The sequence below is a fragment of the Scytonema hankhaensis NUACC26 genome, assembly GCF_045865695.1.
Lineage (GTDB): Bacteria > Cyanobacteriota > Cyanobacteriia > Cyanobacteriales > Nostocaceae > Scytonema.
Genome location: NZ_BAACAP010000240.1, coordinates 38,694 through 61,374, shown reverse-complemented (window position 1 = coordinate 61,374; position 22,681 = coordinate 38,694). Strand labels below are relative to the sequence as shown.

The window sequence follows — 22,681 nt, the reverse complement described above, 5'->3', positions numbered from 1 at the left end:
AGTTACCAGAACTCACAGTTCAGAATTTATGCATCTCAATTCATAATTCATACTTCATAATTTATAATTTGTATATCCCAATTCATAATTCATAATTTATACTTCTTAATTCCATGACCATCACTAACGTTGTACAGGGCATTTGGGCATTTTCTGCAATTGGAATGATTGTTTTAGTTTTACTGCACAGCCCCAAAGGAGATGGCATAGCAGCGATCGGGGGACAAGCTCAATTATTTAGCAGCACCAAAAGTGCGGAAAATACATTGAACCGCGTTACTTGGGCGCTTACAGTCATTTTTCTGGGTTTAACAGTGGTTTTAAGTGCGGGTTGGCTGCCAAAATAAACAGTGACCAGTGACCAGTGACCAGTGACCAGTGACCAGTGACCAGTAAATGTATCGGGTCACTGATTTTGCTATAAAATTGGGTATTTTTAGGAAAATAAATATCAAAATGTTTATTTGGCAGCGCTTAATTATCTCTGTAGTGTTGGGGATCTTTACAGCACTGCTTATTATTTTGCCTAGCTTCCCAATCCTCGTTGATTATAAAAGCCCATCCCCTCAACTCCCTCACTCCCTCACTCCCTCACTCCCCCCCTCTCCCCCTCTCCCCAAACCCCATCCTCTACCACCAACACTGGCACAATGGCAAGACTCGACAAACAGTGGAGATTATTTTGCACAAGTGACACCAGTTGAAGAAGGTTATTTAGTTTGGTCGCAATTTCCCGTTCGTGTTTATGTGGAACCACCAAGAACAGTCAATAACCAACAAGCAGAGGCATGGGTTAATTTTGTTGTACAAGCAGTACGGGAATGGAATGCGTATTTGTCTCTAACAGTTATTGAAAAACCAGAGGAAGCGGATATTACTATTGTGCGAAAAGCTCCTCCACTTCAAACTTCTCCAGGTAGCAAAATTCCCCGTGCGCGTTCTGCCCAAACTAACTACAAGTCATACATCAGCAAAAATAATCTTTTGTCTCATCGCTTCATAATTTTTCTGAGTCCCAGCCAAACAGGTCAGTACGTATTGGCAGCTGCTCGACATGAACTCGGTCACGCCTTGGGCATTTGGGGACATAGTTTGCAACAAACTGATGCGTTATTCTTTTCCCAAGTTCGCAATCCACCGCCCATTTCTCCTCGAGATGTGAATACATTGAAGCGGGTTTACGAACAGCCTACGACTTTAGGATGGTCTGTAGAACTTTCCAATAAAAAATATTTCAAAACCTCCTAAATTGACAATTTGTACAAAATTCACAAAATTCTTCGCTAAGATAGTAGAGCAGTGGATTTGCAGTAAACTTTAAAAAATCAACTAATGACTGTAATAAGCGCAACTGATGCTCGTGCAAATTTTCAAGACTTAGTGAATCGTGCTGAGTATGCTGGGGAACGTATTGTGATCCAGCGTCATGGCAAAAATGTTGTAGCGCTCATTAGCATCAAAGATCTAAAGCTTTTAGAAGCCATAGAAGATGCTATTGATTCTGCTGAACTGCGACGTGCTATTGAAGAGAACGATGGATTTACCACATTAGAAGAGATTATGGTTCGTCGTGACGATGAGTGAACGTTACACTCTTAGAATAGCTAAAACTGTGGAGAAAGATTTGTTGGACTTACCTGCTAAGCATTATAAGCAGGTTGTGTCAAAAATATTTTCACTTCAAAGCAATCCTCAACCACACGATAGTAAAGCGTTAAAGGGATATGAAGGTGGTTATCGTGCTGATTCTGGGGAGTACAGAATCCTATATACCATTGATGAAGTCAATAAATTAGTTGACATATTTCGTGTTGGCAAGCGTAATGATGATGAAGTTTATAAAAATTTATAGTTATCACAACAAAAGTGCTTGAAACCGCTTATTTTTTCGCAAACTATCTAAATCCTTATCGTTTCTAGCAGTCGGTAAATATTTTGTTGGATTAAGTTTGATAGCTCGGGCAATACAATCCACAGCTAATGCGGCTTTTCCTTGACACGCATAACAATAACCCTTGTTATAAATACCGTTCGCATGATCGGGTTTGATTTCTAGAGAACGGTCTATGCTTTCATGGGCTTCGCGATATTTGCCTAGTTTTGCAAGAGCGTATCCCCGGTTATCCCAAGCTTCAAAATTATTTGGATCGGCTTTAATTGATTTATCGTAAGATGCGATCGCTTCTTTAATTCTGCCAAGTCTTCGCAATGTAATACCGTGGTTGTTCCACGCATGGGTATCTTGCGGAGCGATTTTCACTACATAGTTATAGCAAGCTAATGCTTCCTCTTCTTTATTCAGTTCGCCCAGCATATTGCCTTTGTTGATCCAAGCTGCTAGGTATTTGGGATCGAGTTCAATAGCTTTGTCAAAACTATCAATTGCTTCTTCTGGTTTGTCCCATGCCATAAAACAACAACCTCGGTTGTACCACACAGCCGGGTCATCTGGTTGAATGCTAATTGCTTGCTCGAAGCTACGGAGAGCTGTCTTGTAGCGTTTCAAATTAACTAAGGCACAGCCACGGTTAGTAAAAGCTTTGTAATAGTCAGGATTAAACTCTATACTACGTTCGTAAGCATTGAGAGCTTCTGTGTATCTTTCTAAAAAAACAAGAGAGTTGCCCTTCGAGTCCCAAGCTTCATAATCATAGGGGTATAATGAGAGTAATTGGTCGTAGCCTTCCAATGCTTCTTTGTGCTTACCCCATTCACTCAAGACTAAGCTACGATCGCTCAAAGCACGGCGATCTCTAGGACTGAGAGCAAGAGCGCGATTAAAACTCTCCAGGGACTCTGCATATCGCTTCAAATGTCCTAGAGCCAACCCATGACAGCACCAAGCATCAACGTAGGTAGGATCGAGCTTCAGAGCTTCTTCCAAGGAAGCGATCGCCATAGTATACTTCCTTGCCTCAAAAAGCCGAATACCTTCATCAAACAAAGTTTTAGCTTGTGCTTCCGGATGTTCGTGCATAGGTGTTACAAAACTGAGATGAAAATCAGGATAACATGGTTAGCATTCTCGTTTATTCTAGAAAAAATTCACCCAAAACGACTAAGGATAGCGAGGAGTCTAGCGCAAACAGTCATGTTCGATGCAATCTCTTTCTTCAGATGTACGCCCTCCAACGCAATGCTTAACTCCTGACAGAGAAATTGCTTTTCTGCCTCCGCTAGAACGGATAACAAAATGTAGTGAGGACAAATAATGATTTATTTGGGATATGCCACTTTTTTTCTGATGCTACTGCTAGCCCTGTGTGGAGCAATGATTCAAATGAGTAATGCTCTGGATGAAGCTGACATTCAGGGCTTTTCTGTTTGGACAAGTATTGCGTGTGTTATTGCTGGGTTACCGATAATACTTTGGTAGTTGACTCGGATTATCGTAAATGGTATTGATTTGATACAGAAACAATTTTTTGTAGGACAGGCAAGAATGCCGTCCCACAAGAATTAGATTGGTTTTTTCTATTTGGAAGTCCCCGATGATTTAAGCACGGCGACTGAACTGAAAGCTACGCTGCTTTAGAACTTCAGTATAAAGATCTACCAATCGAGAGATGTTTTTATTGAGAGTATAGCTATCTAACACTCTTTGTCTGGCTTTTTGCCCTAACAAAATTGTTAATTCTGGATGGTCTTGGAACAATGGCAGAAGCGTTCTCAATTGAGAGCGTACTGTTTTAGGATTGAGAATGACTCCTGCTCCTTTATCCAATACTTCTCCATCTGCACCGACATCCGTTGCTATACACGCAATTCCACAAGACATTGCTTCTAGTAGTGACAGAGATAAACCTTCTACAAGTGAAGGTAAAATAAATACATCACCACCTCGTAAAATTTCGATGCGCCGTTGTTCATCTGCTACAAATCCCAACCAAATGATGTTGTATTCTTCACCGTAAAATGTTTCTAATGATGGCTTTAACGGACCGTCACCAACAACAAGTAACTTGCTCTGTGGACCCATATCCGCCTGTTTCCATGCCCTCAGCAAAGCTTCAACATTCTTCTCTGGGGCTATGCGACCTTGATAGACAAACAGACGGTTGGCTCGAAACTCAGCTTTGATGTCAGAAGCACCCGGAGAATATTTTACAACATCCACACCATTGGGAATGACGGCGATATTCTCGTCTGGGACTCCCAAACGGGCTAACAAATCTCGCTGAATCTGGGAAAACACTATCGTGCGATCGTAGTTACCCAGAAAAGGCGCGTAGAGTTGATAAGCCAAAAGTTGTGTTCCCGATACAAGTTTTGCTCCTTTACCTGCAAAGGGAGTGTGAAAAGTCGCAATTAACGGCAAGTTCAGTTTTTCACAAATTTCCGGTAGAACAAAGTCAAGGGGAGACAGAGTTAGCGAAGCATGAACTATATCTGGTTTGATGCGTCGCAACGACTGAGTTAAAACCTTGGTCGCGTTCAAAGTCGGAATTGTGTAAACTTGGGACTTGTAAATGAAGGGCAGAGTGACCTCTTGGCAATTAGGCCAATTGTCCAAGTCTGATTCTTCTTGAGCAAAATGAAGAAAGCTAACTTGATGTCCCCCGTCTAGCAATGCATTTGTAATTTCTCTGCTATAGGTGACATTACCGCAAAAGGGAGATTTTTTTCCAATCCAGGCTATACGCATTCTTTGTTAGCTATCAGGAAAGCGAAATTAATTATATTAACTTTTTGTCTTTTTTGATCGGTTCTTTTTGAGATTTTACTTGTTGGATATTGAGTCATCATAAAAAATTCAAAAATGACTGCTTTAACAGAAAAATAGAAATCTTTCCGAACAGTAAATTTTTGACTTCTTTCTTTCTCTCAATATTATTAATCCAATAAAATATTTCCCAGATACTAGTAATAGTATCCAGTTAAAGCTCTTGTTGCTCCCAATAAGTATGGGAGAACATTACCGCTTACTGGTCACTAGTCACTGGTCACTGGTCACTGATGACAACAAGTATGAGAGAACTCTTCAATGTGGTAAGTTTACCATGAAAAGTGAAGCTTTCAGTCAACAAGTCAGCAATAGCATCTGAATTTTGACTCAAATAATCATTCAAGGACTGGGGATTGGGGAACTCGGAGTCCCCTCTGGAGATAAAGGGCAATGGGTATTGGTGAATCTGCTTTGTTAAACAGCTTTTTTATCCGCTTTATTGCCACCAGTATATGAAGATGATTGAGAGGAGTTATACCAGGTTAATATACCACCTGAAAATACGATCGCTGCTAATGCCAAAAAGACTGCTTGCAATCCAATAAAAGTTTCTGCCAAACCTGCCAATGCCAGGGGTAGGGTAAGAGCAATGTTAATAACGTTGTTTTGCAAACCAAAAACTTTACCACGCATTTCTGGAGGGGTTTCTGTTTGGATAGCAGTTTGCATGGGAATGCCTATCAAGGCTCCAAAAACACCAACTAGCGTTACCAAAGCCAGAACAATCCAAAGCTGTTTCGTGAATATTGATAACCCAATGAGAGATGCGCCTACACCCAAACAACCAAATAAACTCAGTTGAGTGTATGAGAATCTCTGACAGAACAATCCTAAAATTGTTGCTCCCAAAGCAATGCCAACTCCACCAGCTGCAAGCAAAAAGCCGAATTGAGATGCCTTTAAATGAGGAATGACTTCTGCCATCCGCACAGCAAGAACGGTTAAAGCCGCAAAGACGGAGAATAATATTATAAGTTGAAGCAGGGCATTGCGAAGACGAGAATTTTCTCCCAAATACCGAAACCCATCCCGCAAGTCAGCTAAAACATGAGGTGGTTCTTCATCGGGTTGATGAGGTTTTTCGTGAGTTGCAAGCAGTAATAAAATAATTCCTGCGATCGCATAGCTACCACCAACCACTATTTCTTTCCCCAAACCATTGCTTCCACCAAGTTGCAACCAAATATTATCTGCCACAGCTAACAGAGGTTCCCCTACCGCAAACCCAACTATCACCGATGCCATCATTGTTGTGGTGTAAAGTGAGTTAGCAGAAAGTAAATGTTGCTCTTTTACCACCAAAGGAATTGCCGCTTGCTCGGCTGGGGCAAAAAATTGTGTCAGCGTAGACACCAAAAAAGTGACTCCCAAGATAATCACAAACCCTACTGGCAAAACTCCCAAAAACGATTGCCAATTTTGCGTGAGCCATAAAAGTGGCGGGATGCCTAAAACCAGTATGCCTCGCAAAACATTTGTAGATACCAAAACTGCCTTTTTTGACCAGCGATCGACAAACACACCTGCGAGAGACCCAAATAGCACTGCAGGAATGGTAAAAGACATCATCAGTGCCGAAACCCAACCACTGATAGTCTGATCGCTGGCTTGGAATTGAGTACTAATGATGGCAATCATCAATACCAAATAAACTTTATCTGCCAGTTGGCAAAAAACTTGTCCGCCCCAAAGAGCAAGGAAATTGGGATTTCTTAATACTGGAAAAAAACCCCCGTCTTCTTTTTTTTCCTCTGATGCTATCTTGCCATTAGAATCAGATGCGGCTATGACATTATTAGTTCCTTCCGGGATACTTCCGGAACCATTGCCGTTACCATTCCCTTGACTGTAAGTAGGTTCGGATTCCCATTTCTTTTCGCGGTCATTTGTGAAATTGGGTTGAGGGACTTCCGATTTCCCATTTTTGTATTTCCCAGAAAGGTCATTTGCCGACTTTTCTTGGAGGTAAACCTGATTCGAGATAGGTTTATTCGCACCAGGGTGATTTGTCACTTGGTGTACCGAAGCCCTACTTTGTTTCTTGACATGGCTTGGTGGCATTGGTTGGATTTTTGTATCCAAATCAGACGGTTGCATCATGGTGGGTAGCAAAATAAGAATCAATTAAAGCGGCAGAGCGAATAGGACGACCAAAGTGGTATTGAGCGTATTGGCGCAAAATTTGCTCGACAGAAAACCAGCCATAGTTTTTGGCTATATCTTGCATTATCTCTGGTTGTGATAACTGTTGGAGTATGGAAAGTTCTGTTGCATCCAATCGACTGGAAATAACTGGTAATTCCTGCTGATGAACAATTGTTTTGTAAATGGAAGTATTTTCTTTGACAGAAGGAGGGGATTGGCGATTGGCGATTGGCGATTGGCGATTGGCGATTGGCGATTGGCGATTGGCGATTGGGGAGGAAATCCCCCTCTCTCCCTCTCTCCCTCTCTCCCTCTCTCCCTCTCTCCTCTTCTCCCCCTCCTGCTTCAAGCGTTTCCATGTTGTTAAACAAACTGTTCCACCAGTGGGAATGCTAAATCCTACTTGCCAATCGGGGGTGGCAAAATCTGGAGTTAAAATATTTCCTGTTAGACAGCAGGCTTGTACTTGCGGAGTGAGTCCTGCTATGGCTAAAAGGTGAAATAATCCGTGTGCCAAGTACGCTACGACAGCAGATGGCTCGTGGCTTGGTAATTCTTCTATACGGCTGAGGTGTTCGTTAAGTAACTCGTACAGTTCTTCTTGAGGTTGCTCGCTTAACGCCTGACACAGTACTACCTCTGCTAGATACTGACTCGCTGCAAGTTTTCCTAAACTTGTTCCAAGTCCTGGGTAAGTTTTTACAGTTTGGGCTTGGGTAATTTTGTCAAGCGATCGCCCCTTAGCAATCAATAACTCATTTACCACAAACATTCCACTTCTGCCACCCAAGCTAGACTTGTGCTTGCGCGATCCAGGGGCAATAGCGCGAATCAGACCAAATTCTCGTGTCAAAATTGTCACTAGCCTATCTGATTCTCCTATTGCTTGAGTTTTTAAATTAATACCAGTTGTCTTATAAGTTTTACTCATTTGTCCTTTGTCCTTTGTCCTTCGTCATTTGTCTTTTGTCATTTGTAAAAAGATAAGTAACTAATGACCAATGACTAATGACTAATGACACTTGACCAATGACTACTTGCCAAGATCCAGCCTATCGCGCTGTCGGAGCAATTCAACACTCCGCGAGGTTCCCAACCGAGTGGCTCCCTCTAATATCAAGTCTAAAGCTTGGTCGATAGTGCGAATTCCCCCAGAGGCTTTAATTCCTACTCTTTCTCCAGCGACTGCCTTCAAAAGTTTTACATCTGCTAATGTTGCCCCGCCATTCCAACCCGTACTGGTTTTAAGAAATGCTGCCCCAGCATCCATAGCAAGTTCTGCAGCCAGTTTTTTTTCATCATCTGTCAGCAGGTTGGTTTCCAAAATAACTTTTACTGTTTGCCCGGTTTCCTCACAAATCTCAGCAATTTCCCGATGCACGTCATCACTCTTGCCAGCTTTCAACCATCCCAAGTTGATTGTGACATCCAATTCTGTTGCACCATTTTCCACAGCTTCTTGAGCTTCATACAATTTAGTAGCTGAAGTCACCGCGCCTGTAGGAAAGCCAATAACCGTACAGACTTTAGGTTGTTTGCCCTGCAAAAGTTCTGCTGCTTGCCTTACGTGTACGGGGTAGACACAAACTGCTGCAAAATGAAATTTGTCTGCTTCTTCACACCATTGCTTTACCTGCTCTGGAGTCGCTGTTGGCATCAGCAAAGCATGGTCTATGAATGGCGCAATATCAATGTCTGTATAATCTGCTGCCATCGCTTTTTTAAGTACTAGATTATTAACCTTTATAAAGAAATTTAAAACTCTTTAGATAAATTAAATCATAATTCTTATGAATTTCCGCTAAAGCTTTTTTTAATCAAGTGTAATCTATAACTTAACAGAAGAAATTTAAACTTGGCTTAGCAACCCTGTTTCTCGAAGAAATCTGGTTTCTAAACTACTCAGCTGTCCTTAGATCTATTGTATCAATTAAGCTTTGTCAATGTAGAAAAGCCAAGGACGAACAGAATTCGACGCCATACAGGCAAAACCCGCAAAGGCAGGTTAACACAGTCTGTGCAAGTCAAGACTGGATTACTAAAGCTTCAGCAACAGAGAATTAAGTATTGAGATGGTTTAGCACATCATTTTTTCTCGGCCATTACTCAACAGTAGTTTTTTAGGAATACTTACTTTTTGAGTCAGTTTTGTTATATCGGCTTCTTACCCTTGATGATAACAATATTCTAGCAATAAAAACTTGAGATTAGAACGTGAATAGGGGTATGCCGTGATGAAAGGAGAGAAAAATTTATTCATATAAAAAATCTTGAAACTACTTGTTTAAAAACCTAAATCAAGGAAAATCGAACCAGCAAAAAAGGAAAAGATTCTGTGGCAAAAGTTCATTTAAGAAGTGTGACACGCTTTGATAAAATTTCAGGGCATTTTTTACTTAATGATTTTGTACCCTTAATTAAGGTATAGGAAACAGCTAACTAATATGGAATTTTAATTATGTCTGAACCTTTTGTAAATCTTGATACAATTTTTAATCTAGCTGTTCAAGAAACTGAAGAACTGATAGAACATGGTTTCGATTTAAGCGATTCCTGTGTTGTAACTTCACTAGAATGGTATGCCAATAAATATCCAGAGATAGCGGAACGCTGCAATCAAGCTTTGCTAGAACTTATCGATAAGCAAGCTGCTGATTTTCCTCAGAGGGTAACTGTACCTTCTGAAATTGATAGGTACGAGTTTTAAATATTAATTCATCAAGTAGATATCTCCAGAAATTAATTATGCATTAGCCGAAAGTCTTGGTAAGGGCGCAATGCCTTGCGCCCTTACCAAGACTTTCCGGAGATGTCTAGTTAGTAAGTCGGCGTAAATTTTTATTTTTGGAAAAAGGCAGAATGTAAACAAACTGCAAGGTGATTTGCCAATACTTAAGCAGTGGAAAGCTGAGTGAAAAACGGTGTCTATAGCAGTGAAATCTGAGAGTGAGTCGTAAGCAAAATGTCTGAATTTTTTGTAGATCTTGATGCAGTTTTCAATTTGGCTGTTCAAGAAACTGAAGAACTGGTGAAACATGGTATTGATGTAAGTGACCCCTGTGTTGTGACATCACTTGGATGGTACGCTAATAAATACCAAGAAATAGCGGAACGTTGTAATAGCGCATTACTAGAACTTATCGATAAGCAAGCTGCTGATTTTCCCCGGCAGGTAATTGTTCCTTCTGAAATTGATATGGACGGATTTTAGATATTTATTGATAAAGTAATTAAGTAAGCAAAAATACTATTTGTAGGAGTAGTAACAGTAGTGGGTGAATCGTATCTCCCTTTAATCCACCGCCTGTGACAACAATCTGGGATACCGTCAGTGGCATTCGTCTGACTCCTGAAACTGGGACGGTGATGATAAAAATAGCTCAACGAGTAAATGCTGGCTTATGCTTATGTCCAAAGAGACATCGTAAGCTTGTAGAAACTAGCCTTTCATCAGTCCAAAGGAGGATGTTTGTGTCTGCTCTGTTCAGTCAAATTGTTGATTTTGAAAGCCTTAACGAATACTCTCGACCGACAACCCATGATACAAACGCCAACCGTTCGCCAAATCCTGTCAGATCCGGATGCAGGATTGCTACCCTATCTTCGTCACCTACTCCAAAGCGAGGAATTCTCCAAGTTTAAAGCGCAACTTAGTTTTCATGTAGACGAGTCTTCTACTTCTGTTAATAAGAGCGATGATTCAAGAGAAATGCATTGCACAGTCTCCATCACTCTAAAGTTATTGATTGTTGTAGCAAGCCAAACCTTACCAGATGATGCAACTTTACATGCTCTTGAGTTTCAAGAAGTATTTGATGCAGAACTTATTAATTGGAGTCAGCGTAGTAAGCAGCTACTAAAACCAATTTCAGAAATTAAGGGGACGCTCAGTAATTTTGAAGAAATACCGTATCAAGGCGGTTATCTTCCTGGTTTTGAACTCCAACGTAAGTTTACTTTAACTTACAGTACTGTCCAAGCTCAAACAAAGCAGGAATCGGCAAAGAATGGGCAAGAATTTACCTGATATAACCCTGGCGATCGCACTCCTGTAAGTGGACAGTACGAATTAATCAGTTCTAATGGAGAAGGTACGGGACTGAAGTGACATCAACCCAAGGTCATCCCTTTCCTCCAACTCCGGAACCCAACCAGTCATATAAGTTAGTTGACCCTACAAAGCACAAAAAGCGTTAAGAGGATGTTTGAAAAGTGGTTAGCTGTCATTATAATCACATTATTACCCCCCTTAGTCCCCCCTTATAAAGGGGGGAAATAAGAGAAATCTAGTTCCCTCCCCAATGCATTGGGGAGGGTTAGGGTGGGGTAAAATATAAGCTCAAATCTCAGTTTATGAACTATTTCAGACTTGTGTGTACACCGTAGCTTTTTAAGGGGGGTTGGGGGGATCTGCGAACAAAAAGTCTAGGATGCTTTGAGCCAAAGCCTTCGATGCTAGATAAGGTACATCATTGCCAATTGTTTTAAACATATTTGTCAGGGACATATTTTCTGGCAACACAAAGCTTTGACGAGGTGGAAGCAATACTTATGCCATTAGGGACTTGCTTAAGGCTGATGGTTATCGCTGGAATACAACCGGATGGAAAGCTTGGTGTCGTACTTGTCCTGCACAGGGCTTCTCAGTACAAAATTTTTTTGGGGAGGCTTTGTGGATTTCTCGTGCTGATGGCATCGAAGTGCGGTTTTATGACGATCTAGAGAATGAGGTAGGGATTTACCATATTGACAAAGGGCAATGGACGTGTGTTATTAATAATCTTCACTTTCTTAAATAAGATATTTCCAAGCGACAAATTATAGCGGTTTTTACTGGAATGAAGTACAGATTTATCCGCGTTCATCTGCTACAGGCTGCGGTTCCATAACTTTTTTATGTATTGTTCCCAATTGAAATCGCTATATTTATATGAGGATAGGAAGAAATCATGGAAATCAGATATTACATCTTGACTAAAAATTGGGAACAACTATTAACCAACTTAATTTAAACCCATGAAATTTACGGTAATTGTTGTTGTATTGATAGCCAGGTATTCATTTCCTCATCTAAATTAAACTGATTATTTTGTGCTAATAACTGAATAACCGATAACTGATTCTTGATTTGCCTTAATTCTCTAACTTTCTCTATTAAGGCGGCAAACTGTTGCTGATTTTGAGTTAGCTCTTTGTACTTGTTCTTCATTACATCTTTCCAAGATAAAGCTATGCTCAGTGCTTCTTTGGGTGAAAATTTTAGATTATTTAAGAACCAATTAACAATGCAAGCTCCATCTAGAATTGGATCGCCAGGAATGTGACCCATTTTTGAGATCGTATATGCTCTTAGCATCATGGCATCTCGTGAAAAAGAATGTTTCATATTAGGATGGGTTGCAGCCAAAAAATCATAAATAGAAATTGCTACTTTTGCCCATTCCAAATTGGGTGGTTCTTGTTCCCCTAAAGAAGTCTCTCCTCTTGCCTTGTCTGCTGCCACAAAAGCTAATCCATCCCAATTAAAATTTTCTGGTATTTGCTGTTTTCCTTGCCAAACACTTTTTAGCCAATTTTGTACTTGAGTTACCTCTTGTTTTGTGAGGTAATTTAATAACTTTGTAGCTTCCTCTTCACTCATAAAAGTTACTTTCTCCTACTCAATCGGTAGTAGTAATACCGTTTGCCTTGAAAGCGGTTCTTCCAATTTCTAAACTACTTAAACTTGGTTGGTAATGTCCACTATGATTGTTGATACTTAGCAAGTAATAATAGTCGTCAAATCCACTAATATCAGCCTCACCTGCAGCTAGAACAGGTTCTCCATTTGTTATAACAGCATGAGATATTTCTTGCCCTTGTACATATTTTGGCACTATAAATAATTCTCCTTCTTGGGTCACTGCCCATTTTACTGTTCCTGCATTGACGGCTGTTTCAAAGTCGCGATCGCTAACTGTAATTGGTCTAACTTTAAGTTTCCTCGCTGTTGCCAATTCTACAGTTAAGCGATCGCGTAATCGATTGGTAAAAATTTGCACGAACTATCCACTAGGCAACAGCTTCAGGAACTTCTGGCAAAAGACGCTTTACGCCTTGCTTAACGAAGCCCTGTAAGAAACCGATTTGCTGGCTTTGCTGAAACACCCTTTGCAAATTTTGTCCTAACTTATCAAGATTTAACGCAGTTCCAGAATTTGTAGCTATTTCCTGCTGTTGGAAATATTCTACTAAACTTAATCCCGCCAATCGGGTTAGGTATGCTGCACTCACTCCCTGTACTAAACCACCTGCTACAAAGGTGACAGCATTACTCTTGAGTACGATACCAATGGCTTTGGAAGAAAGTTCCACTAAACCCAGTTTTACCATCAAACTTCCCATTGTTCCAGCTACAGCTTGTGCTTGTTCTAAGGAAAATTTTTGCTGGTAGATTCCACCCAAATCCATCACCATTTGGGCATTAATGGCTGCTGTTGCTAGAACATCAAGGGCTGGGACTGGGTTGGCAAATGCAGTCGCTGCTGCTATCCACTGATATTGTTCGATAATTGGTACGCTGCGATTGCGTCTGATACCATTAAGTAAGTCTTTCGCTTCAGCTTTCAGCAACAAAGCTTTTCTCATGGTTGTTCCCCATACAAGTTGTTGTGCTTGCTGTGCCAAAAGTTCACTCAAGTGCTGGGTTAACTGTTGAACATCTGGAGTTTGTACCTCTAACCATTCTTGTATGGAACCATCTTCTTGGTGCTTGCGTACTTTGATCGGAAGGGGAGATGCTGCAGTTGCTACTACAGATGCGGGTCCGCGCTGTTTTAGGGACTGCAAAACGCTAACACGTTCGTCTGGCAAATACTGGTCTTGTTTGTTAAAAACCAAGATTGTGCTTTGATTTGCACCCTTTAATTGCTGTAGTCCCTGAAATTCAGTATCTGTTAAATCCCCATTTGTTAAGAATAGGACGATCTCAGATTTTTTCGCTTCTACAAAAACGTTGGCATCTGATTGCTCGCCTGTTTCTACAAATAAAGGAGATGTCTCTTGAAAATGTAAGGAGGATAGATATCCTGTCTCTACATTTTGTTCGAGTACCTTAATCAAAGTACTTTTACCAACTGACTTACCGCCGGTGACAGTGGCTAGAATCTGTTGCTTATCTAACTCAATTGTAAGATTGGCGACTTGTTCTTGTTGTAAATAAGCAACTTGTCGCATCTCCACAGAGTTTTCTGCTTCTTGTGCTAGTTGATTAACCACACATTGGGTTTTTGCAATAGCAACTTCCACTGTTTCCCTATCTACAGGCATACCATCTAGCAGTTGGGAACTATCCTTGGGACGGTTTTTCTTGAACAACCACAAACCGCCGCCAACTGCTAAGAGACTCAGTAAGCCAAATTCACTCATCTGTAACAGTGAATCTTGCAAACTGTCTAACATCCAAAGGGAAAAGGACAGTCCCAATCCTCCCACTAAAATTGGTCGCCGCAACTTCACAAATCTAGTTCTCCGTAATCTTGGGATCGACTTTTCTTCAGAATAGCTTACAAGCTCACTTCTCCAACCTCGATTGATGAATGCACCAATTTTTCTTTACATTCAGCAACTTGCACTATTAATTCCCAAGCATTGCGGTATTTTGCAGAACGTGGCTTGCGCTGCTGCTTATCAGTTTCAACAAAGTGTATTTCGCTACCATAACTAACGAACACTTCTACAGGGAAGATATAGAATAAATCCAACGACTCGATATACACAAGAGCAAAATCGAAGTCTGAAGGATTATAGACTTCTCGAAGCATAAATCGCCGATTTGTCTTAGTACGACGATTATCTACCACATAATTTCCAGATGGTTCATCAAACCACGCATTCTTGACTTGGATTTTAATCAGAGTTCTTTGTATGTCAAAAGCTAAATCATAAGGAAGCCGATCCCCAACGGGTTTCAAAACTCCCCAACCTCGTTTCAGGGCATGAAGAATTGCGGCTTGCTCTGCTATATCTCCTTTTAATTTTGTGTCCATCTACTACTCGGAACTTCTGTACATTAAATACAACAAAGCCCTACAATTATGCAATTGTAGGGCTTTGCTTCCATTTGGTAGCGGGAAGTGGATTTGAACCACTGACCTTCGGGTTATGCTTACCATCTACAGCTTTCACTGCCTGGATCGACCAGTTTGTGGTCTGGACTGTCCCTTCACCCTCGTCTTTACGTTAGGATGCCTGCCTACCAGTCTCTACACCTTCCCTATCTCTAGGGCTTGGTTCGGGATTACCGCGCTAATGGCTTCCCCGAGTTTGACAGGTAATCGCACATAAGTTTCCTCATGTACCGCCCACTGCAAGACTCGCTATCAAGCGTTTAGCTTGTCTTACGTCTCGAGCCCGACGAGCTACCAGGCTGCTCTATCCCGCGTCGCTCTGTCTTCTTCAGTATAGCAACAGATTTAGAAATTTGACAAGCCCTAAGAAAAAATTTTTCACCCCTCACAAAAACGATAATTCTCCTATCACTTCTAAACGCTTGTACTTACCGAAGTTCATAAACTTTTCCGACAGGGCATCAGCTACGCTAGGAGTAATCCAGCCTAACTGCTGGAGTAAATGAATGGCTGCAGCGTATTTTGCCCGCTTTGCTCCATCAATAACTTTAATTGCCAATCCCAAGCCTTCACCGAGTCTGCCGATGCACTGTACCCCCTCAGCACCAGATTTACTCACGAGTTCGCCTGGACTTAGGCTCATCAATTCCGTGTCAAACTCTCCTTCTCCTGCTACCATAACTGGATGATGGCTCATAGCACGAACTATGCGCTCCATATCTAAGCTGCTACGAGAAGCTAGCTGAGCGTATAGTGCTGCCATTTGCCCGAGTTGTAACAAGTAGGTGGGCGCACCACAATCGTCATGGGCGCTGATAAATTCTTCTGATGGCATTCGCAGCAATTCTGATACTTTACCAAGAATCAATTGCTGAACCGGGTGTTTGCGCTGCAAATAGTTATTTAGCGACCAATTACACTGCTGACAAACAGCCAGCATTCCAGCGTGTTTACCAGAACAATTATGTTCTAGAGGGCTGCGTTTACCTTCGGGAATGGGGCATTGGAGTGCTGAAGGGTCTATATCAGCCCGCCAAAGAATATTGAATGCTTGCCGTACTTGTTCTATCGTTCCCTTGTGGGAACTAGTAATAATTGCTAGGTCTTTGTCGCTGAGGTCATAGCGTTCTAGTGTACCGGTGCTAGTCACAGCGAGTGCTTGAAATGGTTTTAGTGCTGACCGAACAAATGTACTTGTTTCAGCATTACCAGCAACGGATAGAATCCGTCCGCGATTGTCGCAGATCGCGGCTTGGACTGTGTGCTTTGACTCTATAATGCCTTCTCGCAGTAATCTAACTTCTAGTGCGGTGGCTTGTGTTCGTTTTCCCATTGTCATGGGTAAAAATATACCATAAATTGTGTCAATTGTCCTTAGTCATTAGTCATTAGTCATTGGTCATTGGTCATCGATCGTCGATCGTTGGTCATTGGTCGTTAGTTTTAAATTTTTTACAAAAGACAAATGACGAATAACAAAGGACAAAGGACGAAGGACAATTGACAAATGACTAATGACTAATGACTATTTAAACTAAGTGCCAAACTATAGTACCAGCAACGAACAACACAGCCAAGCCAGCAAATGAAATTTGTAATCTTTGAAGAATGGGTTTGATGGAGTAGGTCACTATCAGGCGATCGCGTGTTACGATTTCCTGTGGTTTTGTCCAAGTTTGACCGTCGTACCAACCTGACTCTTCGTAAAAAATAATCGGACTCATCAGGCGGTCTCGTATATAAGACCAACCCAAATATAACCGCATCAGTACTAATATGACTCCAACACTTGCTCCGGCGGCACTACTTAAAATAAATTGCGCTGCGTGCTTGTGTGGAGCAAAACTTGTTGCCGCTATGGGTCCTGCTATCATTGCCGATAAACCCCAAATAATCGCGATTTTAGTGATATACTCGCGCCAATTTAAGGTACAGTCGCGAAATAGCCAGGACGACTTTAATTCTTCGTACTCATTGAGCGGCTGTTGTTCTGTTGGTACTGGGCAATTTGAGACCGAAGACTTTATCATGTTGGCTGACTCCCACCGTCTGATTTAAGAAAGGATTACTCCAGTTCGCGTGCTCCTGTTGCGGATGTTATATACTCTATACGTTCTGCGTGTCCCCAGAACGCTTCTAAATTATAAAACTCCCGTTCTTTAGGAAACATAACATGAACAATCACTTCGCCGTAATCTAACAGCACCCATGTTGCCTCTGCTTTCCCTTCTGTCCGCAAAGGGCGTCTCGATAACTCAGTTTCTAGTTTATCTTCTACTGCATCCGCGATCGCCCTGACTTGTACCCTGGAATAGCCTGTCATCAGGACAAAGTAGTCTGCCAAGTAAGAGACATCTCCCGTCTTGAGTATAATAATGTCTCCTGCTTTCCGGTCAGATCCTGCCTCGGCTACAGTTAAAGCCATCTTCCCACTTGCATCGTTTTCATCTATGGGTAGGCTGTCTGTTGAATTGTTTGTCACTGTGACAGATTGTCTTGGGAAATTTGATGGAAAAGAATCAGTCATTAAACCTCATCTACTGTAGGATATCTTTAGTTATATTTTTTACAAGTACTATCAAACCATCAAGAATTGAAATTGATTTGCAACTGTGAGACTTGGTTTCCTTGAATACTAACAAAAAAACAGGTGTCTGTGCATTATGCTCTACACCTAGTACCATTCGATTTCCATTGTTGGAAAAACCAATTGCGCGTTGTAATGACTCGCGGATGAATTAAACAAGAACTTTCTAGTAAAACTTTGAGAGTGTAATCGCAAGTTAACCATACAGCGCGAGCGATATTGTCAACACTAATTTTTCGTAAAGCTTGTAATTCTGAGGTATTCCCGCGTCCCGGTTCTAAACTATCTGATAAAAATACGATACAGGAGAGCTGACTCATGCCCGGTCTACCCAAAGTATGATTAGCTATAGCTTGCAATACTTCTTCATCATTCACGCCAAATATATCTCTTGCTAGGATAGCACTTACGTCTGCGTGTAACAAATGGGGATCTTCCGCCATCACTTCATCTATATCCAATCCCTCTGCCCGTGCCATCTGTAGAAGTTTTTGGGGTTTGTAGTACTTTGCCAAATCGTACATCAAACCCGCCGTTGCAGCTTTTTCTTCGTCCAAGTTATGCTGTGCTGCTAAGGTAGCTGCCATTTGCTCAACTCTAAGAATATGGTCCTTGTCTGGGCGATGGGACATTTTCTGCAAGCCAAGCTATAACTTGTTCGCGCATAAGCGATCGGGAATTTCCATAGTGCTTAACGAGAGAAAAACTCTCTCGCTCATTGAAATCTTCATAATTTTATATTAATCCGATCGCTAATTCTAGTTGATTGTTGACTGTTAACACTTAACAGTTAGCAAGCAACAGATCAAAAGCGATCGCCGCGACCCGTTTGCAAATCGAGATGGTAAGGCTACGTAGAGTGTACCCTGTCGTGGAGAAATCATACCAATTTGAACAAAGAATGCGACAGATCGTTAGCTAAAATCTAGTTTAGACAAGACTTTCTCAATCCAAAATCTAAAATCCACGCATCCAAAATGGTATTAGCCCTACTTTTTAGGTGCTATGGTATTGCACGCTATCTGATTTGCAATTCCTGGTCTAGAAGAGTGAAATTCACAATATGACAAATGCTCCTGATATGTCACACTTCCTGTTCTGACACAATTTTTGGCTCAATCGCTGAGTTTTCGTCTGTCAGCGAGTAAAACAGAGATTCATACTGACTTAATGCTTGGTCGAAAGAATAGTGCTCGGTAGCAAATTTTCGGCTATTATACCCCAAAGTTTTAACTTTCTCTGGATGTTGATACAAATCTAAAATTGCGTCTGCTAAAGCCTGCGGATCTTCTGGAGGGACGATCGCCCCGCCACCACTTTGTTTAATCGCTCTTGCTGCCGTACCATTTTTGGGAACAGAACCAATCAATGCCCTACCACTAGCCAGTAAAACTTGGATTTTCGAGGGCATATTGAAAGAAATGACATTTTTCTTTTGCACAACCAAACCCACATCAGCAGCTGCCAACATTTCTGGCAAAGCTTCGCGGGGCTGAAAAGGCAGTAGTAAAACATTATCTGCACCAGATGCATGACAAGCATTCTGCAATCGCTGTAAACCTTTCTCCTCACCGACGATGACAAAAGCAATTTCGGGAATGTGGCGCAGCATAGCAGCCGCTTTGACAACAGTCTCTAAACCTTGGGTGAGCGCGATATTACCAGAATATGAAATAACAAATTTGCCCTCTAAATTATGTTTTGTGCGGAAAGCGTTATTTTCTTTAGACAAAGGGCGAATAAAGTTGGTATCAACCCAGTTAGGAATTTGGACTATTTTTCTTCCGGGTACGCCTTTAGACTGCAAGTTATCCACAAAACCGTCAGCAATGACACTGATTTTGGTAGCACTTGAGTAAGCAAATTTCTCCAGTAATGCAAACGTTCTAATCAGCCATTTATTCTTCAACAAACCAACGTGAACAGCCGCTTCTGGCAATATATCCTGAAGATTTAAGACAACAGGGCAGTTGTGCAGCACGCCAAGAAGAGCAGTTGGTAGACAACTAGGAAGAGACGGAGAAGTCGAAAGAATAACATCTGGACGCCAACCAAATAGTGCTGGGAAGAAACTTGTAAATATATAACTTGCATCCAGTAACATTCTGTCGAGCAGATTAGGTTGCGGACGAATCCACACATAACTCCGTTGGATTTCAACCCCATTTTTGTATTCGGCTTGGTACCATTTGCCCCGATATTCCTTGTAAATCTGACGTTCCGGGTAGTTAGGCATAGCGGTAACGACACGCACTTGGTGTCCGCGCTTGACTAACCCCTCAGCGAGTTCAGTCATCAAGGGAGCAATACCAATCGGTTCTGGGTAATAGTTGTACGAGTAGATCAAAATACGCATAATAAGTTATTCTTGTACTCCTAGTCTGAAGAACCCTGGTGTCTTATTAATGACAACATTTGCTTGTGACCTGTTTCCGCACGTGGTGTGTGCTTATTTAAAATTTTCGCTTCAGAATTATTTAAATGCCAGTTCTTTTTGTTAAAGATTCAGTAAAATTTGATGCTTTATTTCTGAGAACACGTAATAAATCTAGAGTGAAGAATATTTGGTTTTTCTGTGTTTTAAATAGTGTATATACTTAAATGAAAAATTTATTTATCTAAGTTAAACCTCTAATGTTAATCTAGAGAAAATGATGTAAAGCTTGGAATCTTAGAGCTAAGTTTTGACTTTCAAAGGAGATCTCTCCAATTTCTTTGAGGATACAGCTGGTTAATGGGGAGCGACCCCCTCATTTAGCACTCTCTCGATCCGGTGCCTGACCCACCATTCGCCAACAGCATCCTTTGAGAAGTCGGGGCTCTAAAATTTAATAAAAACACGGAGAGAAGCCCTGAAATTTCCTCCGTGTTTCTAGCATGAAGCGCGATTGCAAAATCTGATTCGAGCAAACTTATAACTCAAACAGCCCCACTATTTTTGTTAAACAGGATCGCGACCGTTCTAAAAATCAGCTTCAAATCGTACATGAAGCTCCAATTTTTCTGATACTGCAAATCCATACGAATGACATCCTCAAATTTACGGATAGTCGAACGACCATTAACTTGCCATTCTCCAGTCATTCCAGGTTTTACATCCAAGCGCTGCCATTCTGGAACCTCATAACGCTCGACTTCATCTGGTGTAGGTGGTCTCGTCCCTACTAAACTCATATCTCCTTTGAGAACGTTCCAGAATTGTGGCAGTTCATCTAAACTAGTACGCCGTAAAAAACGACCTACTTTGGTAACTCTTGGGTCGTTGTCTATTTTAAAAAATGCCCCTTGTACTTGGTTTTGCTTCTCTAGTTCAGCTTTGCGAGCTTCAGCATCAATGTACATCGAACGAAATTTCCAAATCTGAAAGCGCTGTCCCATCCAACCGCAACGGGTTTGACAGAAGAAAATCGGACCTGGACTATCGAGCCTAATGGCAAGAGCAATGGGAATCAACAAAATTCCTGTAATCAACAAACCAATTAATGACCCTACAATGTCTGTAAACCGTTTCATCCATGAACGGACAGAAGGATGGGTGGCGGGTAGTTGCTCATCAAATTGGCGATTGATGGATGGAGTTTCTCCTTGAGACTCTAGGTTGAAAACTTTGTCTAACCCTGTAAGATTAAGTACTGCAGTGACCTGCGGGGTCACGTTGCGAAGTGTAAATTTAATATTTTTTTCTTGAGCTATTTTTAGATTACTGACCAAAGCACCTAAACCACTACTATCCATAAAAATAGTTTGATGAAAATCAATGATGATTTCCATCGGGGTGGGGGTTCGTTCAGTGATCTCTTGGCAGGTTTGCTTAAAGGTTACAGCCTCTAGCACACTGAGACGTGCGGGTACCTGCACAATTGCCGTGTCATTTGAGAACATTACGGGAAAATTCACCTCTTTGGGTTGGCTAGTCATGAAGCCCTGCACTTTCATTGCCATGTTTATATAATTTGCCAAACATATTGTGTTCTAGCAAATAGTCACTACTGATGAATTATCAGTTGTAAAAATCACTAGTTACTAGGAATTCGATCGAGAGGGGTTATCGTTAAGAACGATTCACAATAGAACAAGAAGTTATTTAAAGTATGAAGTTTGAAGAACGAAGGATGATACAAGCATAAAGGATAAAAAACGAAGTATAAATTACTTTATACTTCAATTCCTACTTTGTTGTTCTTTACTTTTGTCTTAAATTCATACATCATGCCTTATACTTCATACTTCTTTCATGAAACATATTCTTGTTCTTGTGCTAACGAAAGCGCATACGCATCGCTAACATCTCATGACTGTCAAAACTACTGTTACACCTACCGCACGCCTGATAGAAATTTTCTCCGCCATACAAGGCGAAGGACTGAATGTCGGAACACGTCAGATCTTCATTCGCTTTGCTTTGTGTGACTTACGCTGTCACTTTTGTGATAGCGCTCATACTTGGAATACACCCACCACTTGCAAGATAGAGCGAACCCCTGGATTCCGTGATTTTGAAACTTACTCTAATCCCGTTCTACTATCTATGTTACTTCAGTGGGTCGAGTGGCAAAATGTACCCTTTGTACATGATTCTATTAGCCTAACAGGAGGCGAACCCCTCCTACACGCAGTATTCCTGCAAGAATTCTTGCCTCAAGTGCGCTCTGTTACGGGCTTGCCAATATACTTGGAAACTGGCGGACACCGTCCAAAACAACTAGAGACAGTATTACCCTACTTAGATTCAGTTGGGATGGATTTTAAATTGCCTAGTACTAGTGGCGAAAGTTACTGGAAAGAGCATACAGAATTTCTCGAACTTTGTCATGCTTCAAAAGTAGAAGTTTTTGTCAAGCTTATTGTTTCTCAAACAACTGATCCCTCAGAATTAGAACGTTCTGCGGAATTAGTAGCATCTGTCGATCCATCGATCCCGGTCTTTTTACAGCCCGTTACTCCTTTAGATCCCTCGCTGATATTGACAGATAAACCTCAACTTGCACCTTCTCCAGAGCAAGTTTTAAATTGGCAAGTTTTGATGAAGCGATTAGTTAAGCAAGTACGGGTAATACCTCAAACTCACAAAATGTTGAATCAGCTTTAGTTAGTGGTTATTGGTTAGTTGTTAGT

25 protein-coding genes and 1 pseudogene are annotated in these 22,681 nt (G+C 41.3%); 10 read left to right on the top strand and 16 right to left on the bottom strand.

Going from position 1 to position 22,681, the window contains the following annotated elements:
* Positions 1-113: 113 nt before the first annotated feature.
* The 4 genes from secG to ACKTT2_RS40235 all read left to right on the top strand — a co-directional run bounded on the left by secG (position 114) and on the right by ACKTT2_RS40235 (position 1,852).
* On the top strand, positions 114-347 hold the full coding sequence (gene secG, locus ACKTT2_RS40250) for a preprotein translocase subunit SecG (RefSeq protein ID WP_038078830.1): 234 nt from the start codon (positions 114-116) through the stop codon (positions 345-347).
* Between the two features lie 109 nt (positions 348-456).
* Positions 457-1,248 (top strand): peptidase, encoded by a 792-nt coding sequence (locus tag ACKTT2_RS40245; RefSeq protein WP_407897036.1) that lies wholly within the window; start codon positions 457-459, stop codon positions 1,246-1,248.
* Between the two features lie 84 nt (positions 1,249-1,332).
* Complete coding sequence (locus ACKTT2_RS40240) at positions 1,333-1,584, top strand: type II toxin-antitoxin system Phd/YefM family antitoxin (protein WP_407897034.1); 252 nt, start codon at positions 1,333-1,335, stop codon at positions 1,582-1,584.
* Positions 1,577-1,852: a type II toxin-antitoxin system RelE family toxin gene (locus ACKTT2_RS40235; protein ID WP_407897032.1), complete on the top strand. Its 276-nt coding sequence runs from the start codon at positions 1,577-1,579 to the stop codon at positions 1,850-1,852. The genes ACKTT2_RS40240 and ACKTT2_RS40235 overlap by 8 nt, the downstream gene beginning before the upstream one ends.
* Positions 1,853-1,855: 3 nt before the next feature.
* Here ACKTT2_RS40235 and ACKTT2_RS40230 read toward each other — a convergent pair whose 3' ends face one another.
* A complete protein-coding gene (locus ACKTT2_RS40230; protein ID WP_407897029.1) occupies positions 1,856-2,977 on the bottom strand; it encodes a tetratricopeptide repeat protein in 1,122 nt (373 codons plus the stop codon).
* 234 nt (positions 2,978-3,211) lie between these two features.
* Here ACKTT2_RS40230 and ACKTT2_RS40225 point away from each other — a divergent pair, with 234 nt between their 5' ends.
* Positions 3,212-3,376 carry a hypothetical protein gene (locus tag ACKTT2_RS40225; protein ID WP_407897027.1) on the top strand — a complete coding sequence of 55 codons (165 nt, stop codon included), beginning with the start codon at positions 3,212-3,214 and terminating at the stop codon, positions 3,374-3,376.
* A 120-nt stretch (positions 3,377-3,496) separates the two neighbouring features.
* Here ACKTT2_RS40225 and ACKTT2_RS40220 read toward each other — a convergent pair whose 3' ends face one another.
* From ACKTT2_RS40220 to deoC, 4 genes are all read right to left on the bottom strand, one after another.
* Positions 3,497-4,645: a glycosyltransferase family 4 protein gene (locus tag ACKTT2_RS40220; RefSeq protein WP_407897025.1), complete on the bottom strand. Its 1,149-nt coding sequence runs from the start codon at positions 4,643-4,645 to the stop codon at positions 3,497-3,499.
* 495 nt (positions 4,646-5,140) lie between these two features.
* Complete coding sequence (locus ACKTT2_RS40215; protein WP_407897144.1) at positions 5,141-6,823, bottom strand: MFS transporter; 1,683 nt, start codon at positions 6,821-6,823, stop codon at positions 5,141-5,143.
* A complete protein-coding gene (gene recO / locus ACKTT2_RS40210) occupies positions 6,810-7,802 on the bottom strand; it encodes a DNA repair protein RecO (protein WP_407897023.1) in 993 nt (330 codons plus the stop codon). Before recO ends, ACKTT2_RS40215 begins: the two co-directional genes overlap by 14 nt.
* Positions 7,803-7,904: 102 nt before the next feature.
* A complete protein-coding gene (deoC, locus tag ACKTT2_RS40205) occupies positions 7,905-8,585 on the bottom strand; it encodes a deoxyribose-phosphate aldolase (RefSeq protein WP_407897021.1) in 681 nt (226 codons plus the stop codon).
* Between the two features lie 744 nt (positions 8,586-9,329).
* On the opposite strand from deoC, the gene ACKTT2_RS40200 reads away from it, so the two are divergent.
* The 3 genes from ACKTT2_RS40200 to ACKTT2_RS40190 all read left to right on the top strand — a co-directional run bounded on the left by ACKTT2_RS40200 (position 9,330) and on the right by ACKTT2_RS40190 (position 10,898).
* Positions 9,330-9,578 (top strand): hypothetical protein, encoded by a 249-nt coding sequence (locus ACKTT2_RS40200; RefSeq protein ID WP_407897019.1) that lies wholly within the window; start codon positions 9,330-9,332, stop codon positions 9,576-9,578.
* Positions 9,579-9,833: 255 nt separating this feature from the next.
* A complete protein-coding gene (locus tag ACKTT2_RS40195) occupies positions 9,834-10,082 on the top strand; it encodes an amino acid adenylation protein (RefSeq protein WP_407897017.1) in 249 nt (82 codons plus the stop codon).
* A 327-nt stretch (positions 10,083-10,409) separates the two neighbouring features.
* Entirely contained in the window at positions 10,410-10,898 is a 489-nt protein-coding gene (locus ACKTT2_RS40190; RefSeq protein ID WP_407897015.1) for a hypothetical protein, read from the top strand.
* A gap of 363 nt (positions 10,899-11,261) precedes the next feature.
* Here ACKTT2_RS40190 and ACKTT2_RS40185 read toward each other — a convergent pair.
* Positions 11,262-11,399 (bottom strand): annotated as a pseudogene (locus ACKTT2_RS40185) (modification methylase NmeDIP); the annotation flags it as partial.
* A gap of 37 nt (positions 11,400-11,436) precedes the next feature.
* Here ACKTT2_RS40185 and ACKTT2_RS40180 point away from each other — a divergent pair.
* Positions 11,437-11,670: a hypothetical protein gene (locus ACKTT2_RS40180; protein WP_407897013.1), complete on the top strand. Its 234-nt coding sequence runs from the start codon at positions 11,437-11,439 to the stop codon at positions 11,668-11,670.
* 224 nt (positions 11,671-11,894) lie between these two features.
* Here ACKTT2_RS40180 and ACKTT2_RS40175 read toward each other — a convergent pair whose 3' ends face one another.
* The 10 genes from ACKTT2_RS40175 to ACKTT2_RS40130 all read right to left on the bottom strand — a co-directional run bounded on the left by ACKTT2_RS40175 (position 11,895) and on the right by ACKTT2_RS40130 (position 21,508).
* Positions 11,895-12,512: a hypothetical protein gene (locus ACKTT2_RS40175; protein ID WP_407897011.1), complete on the bottom strand. Its 618-nt coding sequence runs from the start codon at positions 12,510-12,512 to the stop codon at positions 11,895-11,897.
* A gap of 19 nt (positions 12,513-12,531) precedes the next feature.
* Entirely contained in the window at positions 12,532-12,912 is a 381-nt protein-coding gene (locus ACKTT2_RS40170) for a hypothetical protein (RefSeq protein ID WP_407897009.1), read from the bottom strand.
* Between the two features lie 10 nt (positions 12,913-12,922).
* Positions 12,923-14,368 (bottom strand): YcjF family protein, encoded by a 1,446-nt coding sequence (locus ACKTT2_RS40165; RefSeq protein ID WP_500691420.1) that lies wholly within the window; start codon positions 14,366-14,368, stop codon positions 12,923-12,925.
* 47 nt (positions 14,369-14,415) lie between these two features.
* Positions 14,416-14,898 (bottom strand): group I intron-associated PD-(D/E)XK endonuclease, encoded by a 483-nt coding sequence (locus ACKTT2_RS40160; RefSeq protein WP_407897007.1) that lies wholly within the window; start codon positions 14,896-14,898, stop codon positions 14,416-14,418.
* Between the two features lie 466 nt (positions 14,899-15,364).
* Positions 15,365-16,318, bottom strand: a complete 954-nt coding sequence (locus ACKTT2_RS40155) for an asparaginase (protein ID WP_407897005.1) — start codon at positions 16,316-16,318, stop codon at positions 15,365-15,367.
* A gap of 190 nt (positions 16,319-16,508) precedes the next feature.
* Entirely contained in the window at positions 16,509-17,009 is a 501-nt protein-coding gene (locus ACKTT2_RS40150; RefSeq protein WP_407897003.1) for a CGLD27 family protein, read from the bottom strand.
* 35 nt (positions 17,010-17,044) lie between these two features.
* On the bottom strand, positions 17,045-17,506 hold the full coding sequence (gene rsfS / locus ACKTT2_RS40145; protein WP_407897001.1) for a ribosome silencing factor: 462 nt from the start codon (positions 17,504-17,506) through the stop codon (positions 17,045-17,047).
* Positions 17,507-17,640: 134 nt separating this feature from the next.
* A complete protein-coding gene (yqeK, locus tag ACKTT2_RS40140) occupies positions 17,641-18,153 on the bottom strand; it encodes a bis(5'-nucleosyl)-tetraphosphatase (symmetrical) YqeK (protein ID WP_407896999.1) in 513 nt (170 codons plus the stop codon).
* A 497-nt stretch (positions 18,154-18,650) separates the two neighbouring features.
* Positions 18,651-19,922: a glycosyltransferase family 4 protein gene (locus ACKTT2_RS40135; RefSeq protein WP_407896997.1), complete on the bottom strand. Its 1,272-nt coding sequence runs from the start codon at positions 19,920-19,922 to the stop codon at positions 18,651-18,653.
* Between the two features lie 563 nt (positions 19,923-20,485).
* Positions 20,486-21,508: an exopolysaccharide biosynthesis polyprenyl glycosylphosphotransferase gene (locus ACKTT2_RS40130; RefSeq protein WP_407896995.1), complete on the bottom strand. Its 1,023-nt coding sequence runs from the start codon at positions 21,506-21,508 to the stop codon at positions 20,486-20,488.
* Between the two features lie 349 nt (positions 21,509-21,857).
* On the opposite strand from ACKTT2_RS40130, the gene ACKTT2_RS40125 reads away from it, so the two are divergent.
* A complete protein-coding gene (locus tag ACKTT2_RS40125; RefSeq protein WP_407896993.1) occupies positions 21,858-22,655 on the top strand; it encodes a 7-carboxy-7-deazaguanine synthase QueE in 798 nt (265 codons plus the stop codon).
* Positions 22,656-22,681: the final 26 nt, after the last annotated feature.

Excerpts from the sequence above, each read along its gene's own strand:
- secG (WP_038078830.1), top strand. The coding sequence starts at position 114 with ATGACCATCACTAACGTTGTACAGGGCATTTGGGCATTTTCTGCAATT.
- ACKTT2_RS40245 (WP_407897036.1), top strand. The coding sequence starts at position 457 with ATGTTTATTTGGCAGCGCTTAATTATCTCTGTAGTGTTGGGGATCTTT.
- ACKTT2_RS40240 (WP_407897034.1), top strand. The coding sequence starts at position 1,333 with ATGACTGTAATAAGCGCAACTGATGCTCGTGCAAATTTTCAAGACTTA.
- ACKTT2_RS40235 (WP_407897032.1), top strand. The coding sequence starts at position 1,577 with ATGAGTGAACGTTACACTCTTAGAATAGCTAAAACTGTGGAGAAAGAT.
- ACKTT2_RS40230 (WP_407897029.1), bottom strand. The coding sequence starts at position 2,977 with ATGCACGAACATCCGGAAGCACAAGCTAAAACTTTGTTTGATGAAGGT.
- ACKTT2_RS40225 (WP_407897027.1), top strand. The coding sequence starts at position 3,212 with ATGATTTATTTGGGATATGCCACTTTTTTTCTGATGCTACTGCTAGCC.
- ACKTT2_RS40220 (WP_407897025.1), bottom strand. The coding sequence starts at position 4,645 with ATGCGTATAGCCTGGATTGGAAAAAAATCTCCCTTTTGCGGTAATGTC.
- ACKTT2_RS40215 (WP_407897144.1), bottom strand. The coding sequence starts at position 6,823 with ATGCAACCGTCTGATTTGGATACAAAAATCCAACCAATGCCACCAAGC.
- recO (WP_407897023.1), bottom strand. The coding sequence starts at position 7,802 with ATGAGTAAAACTTATAAGACAACTGGTATTAATTTAAAAACTCAAGCA.
- deoC (WP_407897021.1), bottom strand. The coding sequence starts at position 8,585 with ATGGCAGCAGATTATACAGACATTGATATTGCGCCATTCATAGACCAT.
- ACKTT2_RS40200 (WP_407897019.1), top strand. The coding sequence starts at position 9,330 with ATGTCTGAACCTTTTGTAAATCTTGATACAATTTTTAATCTAGCTGTT.
- ACKTT2_RS40195 (WP_407897017.1), top strand. The coding sequence starts at position 9,834 with ATGTCTGAATTTTTTGTAGATCTTGATGCAGTTTTCAATTTGGCTGTT.
- ACKTT2_RS40190 (WP_407897015.1), top strand. The coding sequence starts at position 10,410 with ATGATACAAACGCCAACCGTTCGCCAAATCCTGTCAGATCCGGATGCA.
- ACKTT2_RS40175 (WP_407897011.1), bottom strand. The coding sequence starts at position 12,512 with ATGAGTGAAGAGGAAGCTACAAAGTTATTAAATTACCTCACAAAACAA.
- ACKTT2_RS40160 (WP_407897007.1), bottom strand. The coding sequence starts at position 14,898 with ATGGACACAAAATTAAAAGGAGATATAGCAGAGCAAGCCGCAATTCTT.
- ACKTT2_RS40155 (WP_407897005.1), bottom strand. The coding sequence starts at position 16,318 with ATGACAATGGGAAAACGAACACAAGCCACCGCACTAGAAGTTAGATTA.
- ACKTT2_RS40150 (WP_407897003.1), bottom strand. The coding sequence starts at position 17,009 with ATGATAAAGTCTTCGGTCTCAAATTGCCCAGTACCAACAGAACAACAG.
- rsfS (WP_407897001.1), bottom strand. The coding sequence starts at position 17,506 with ATGACTGATTCTTTTCCATCAAATTTCCCAAGACAATCTGTCACAGTG.
- yqeK (WP_407896999.1), bottom strand. The coding sequence starts at position 18,153 with ATGGCAGCTACCTTAGCAGCACAGCATAACTTGGACGAAGAAAAAGCT.
- ACKTT2_RS40135 (WP_407896997.1), bottom strand. The coding sequence starts at position 19,922 with ATGCGTATTTTGATCTACTCGTACAACTATTACCCAGAACCGATTGGT.
- ACKTT2_RS40130 (WP_407896995.1), bottom strand. The coding sequence starts at position 21,508 with ATGGCAATGAAAGTGCAGGGCTTCATGACTAGCCAACCCAAAGAGGTG.
- ACKTT2_RS40125 (WP_407896993.1), top strand. The coding sequence starts at position 21,858 with ATGACTGTCAAAACTACTGTTACACCTACCGCACGCCTGATAGAAATT.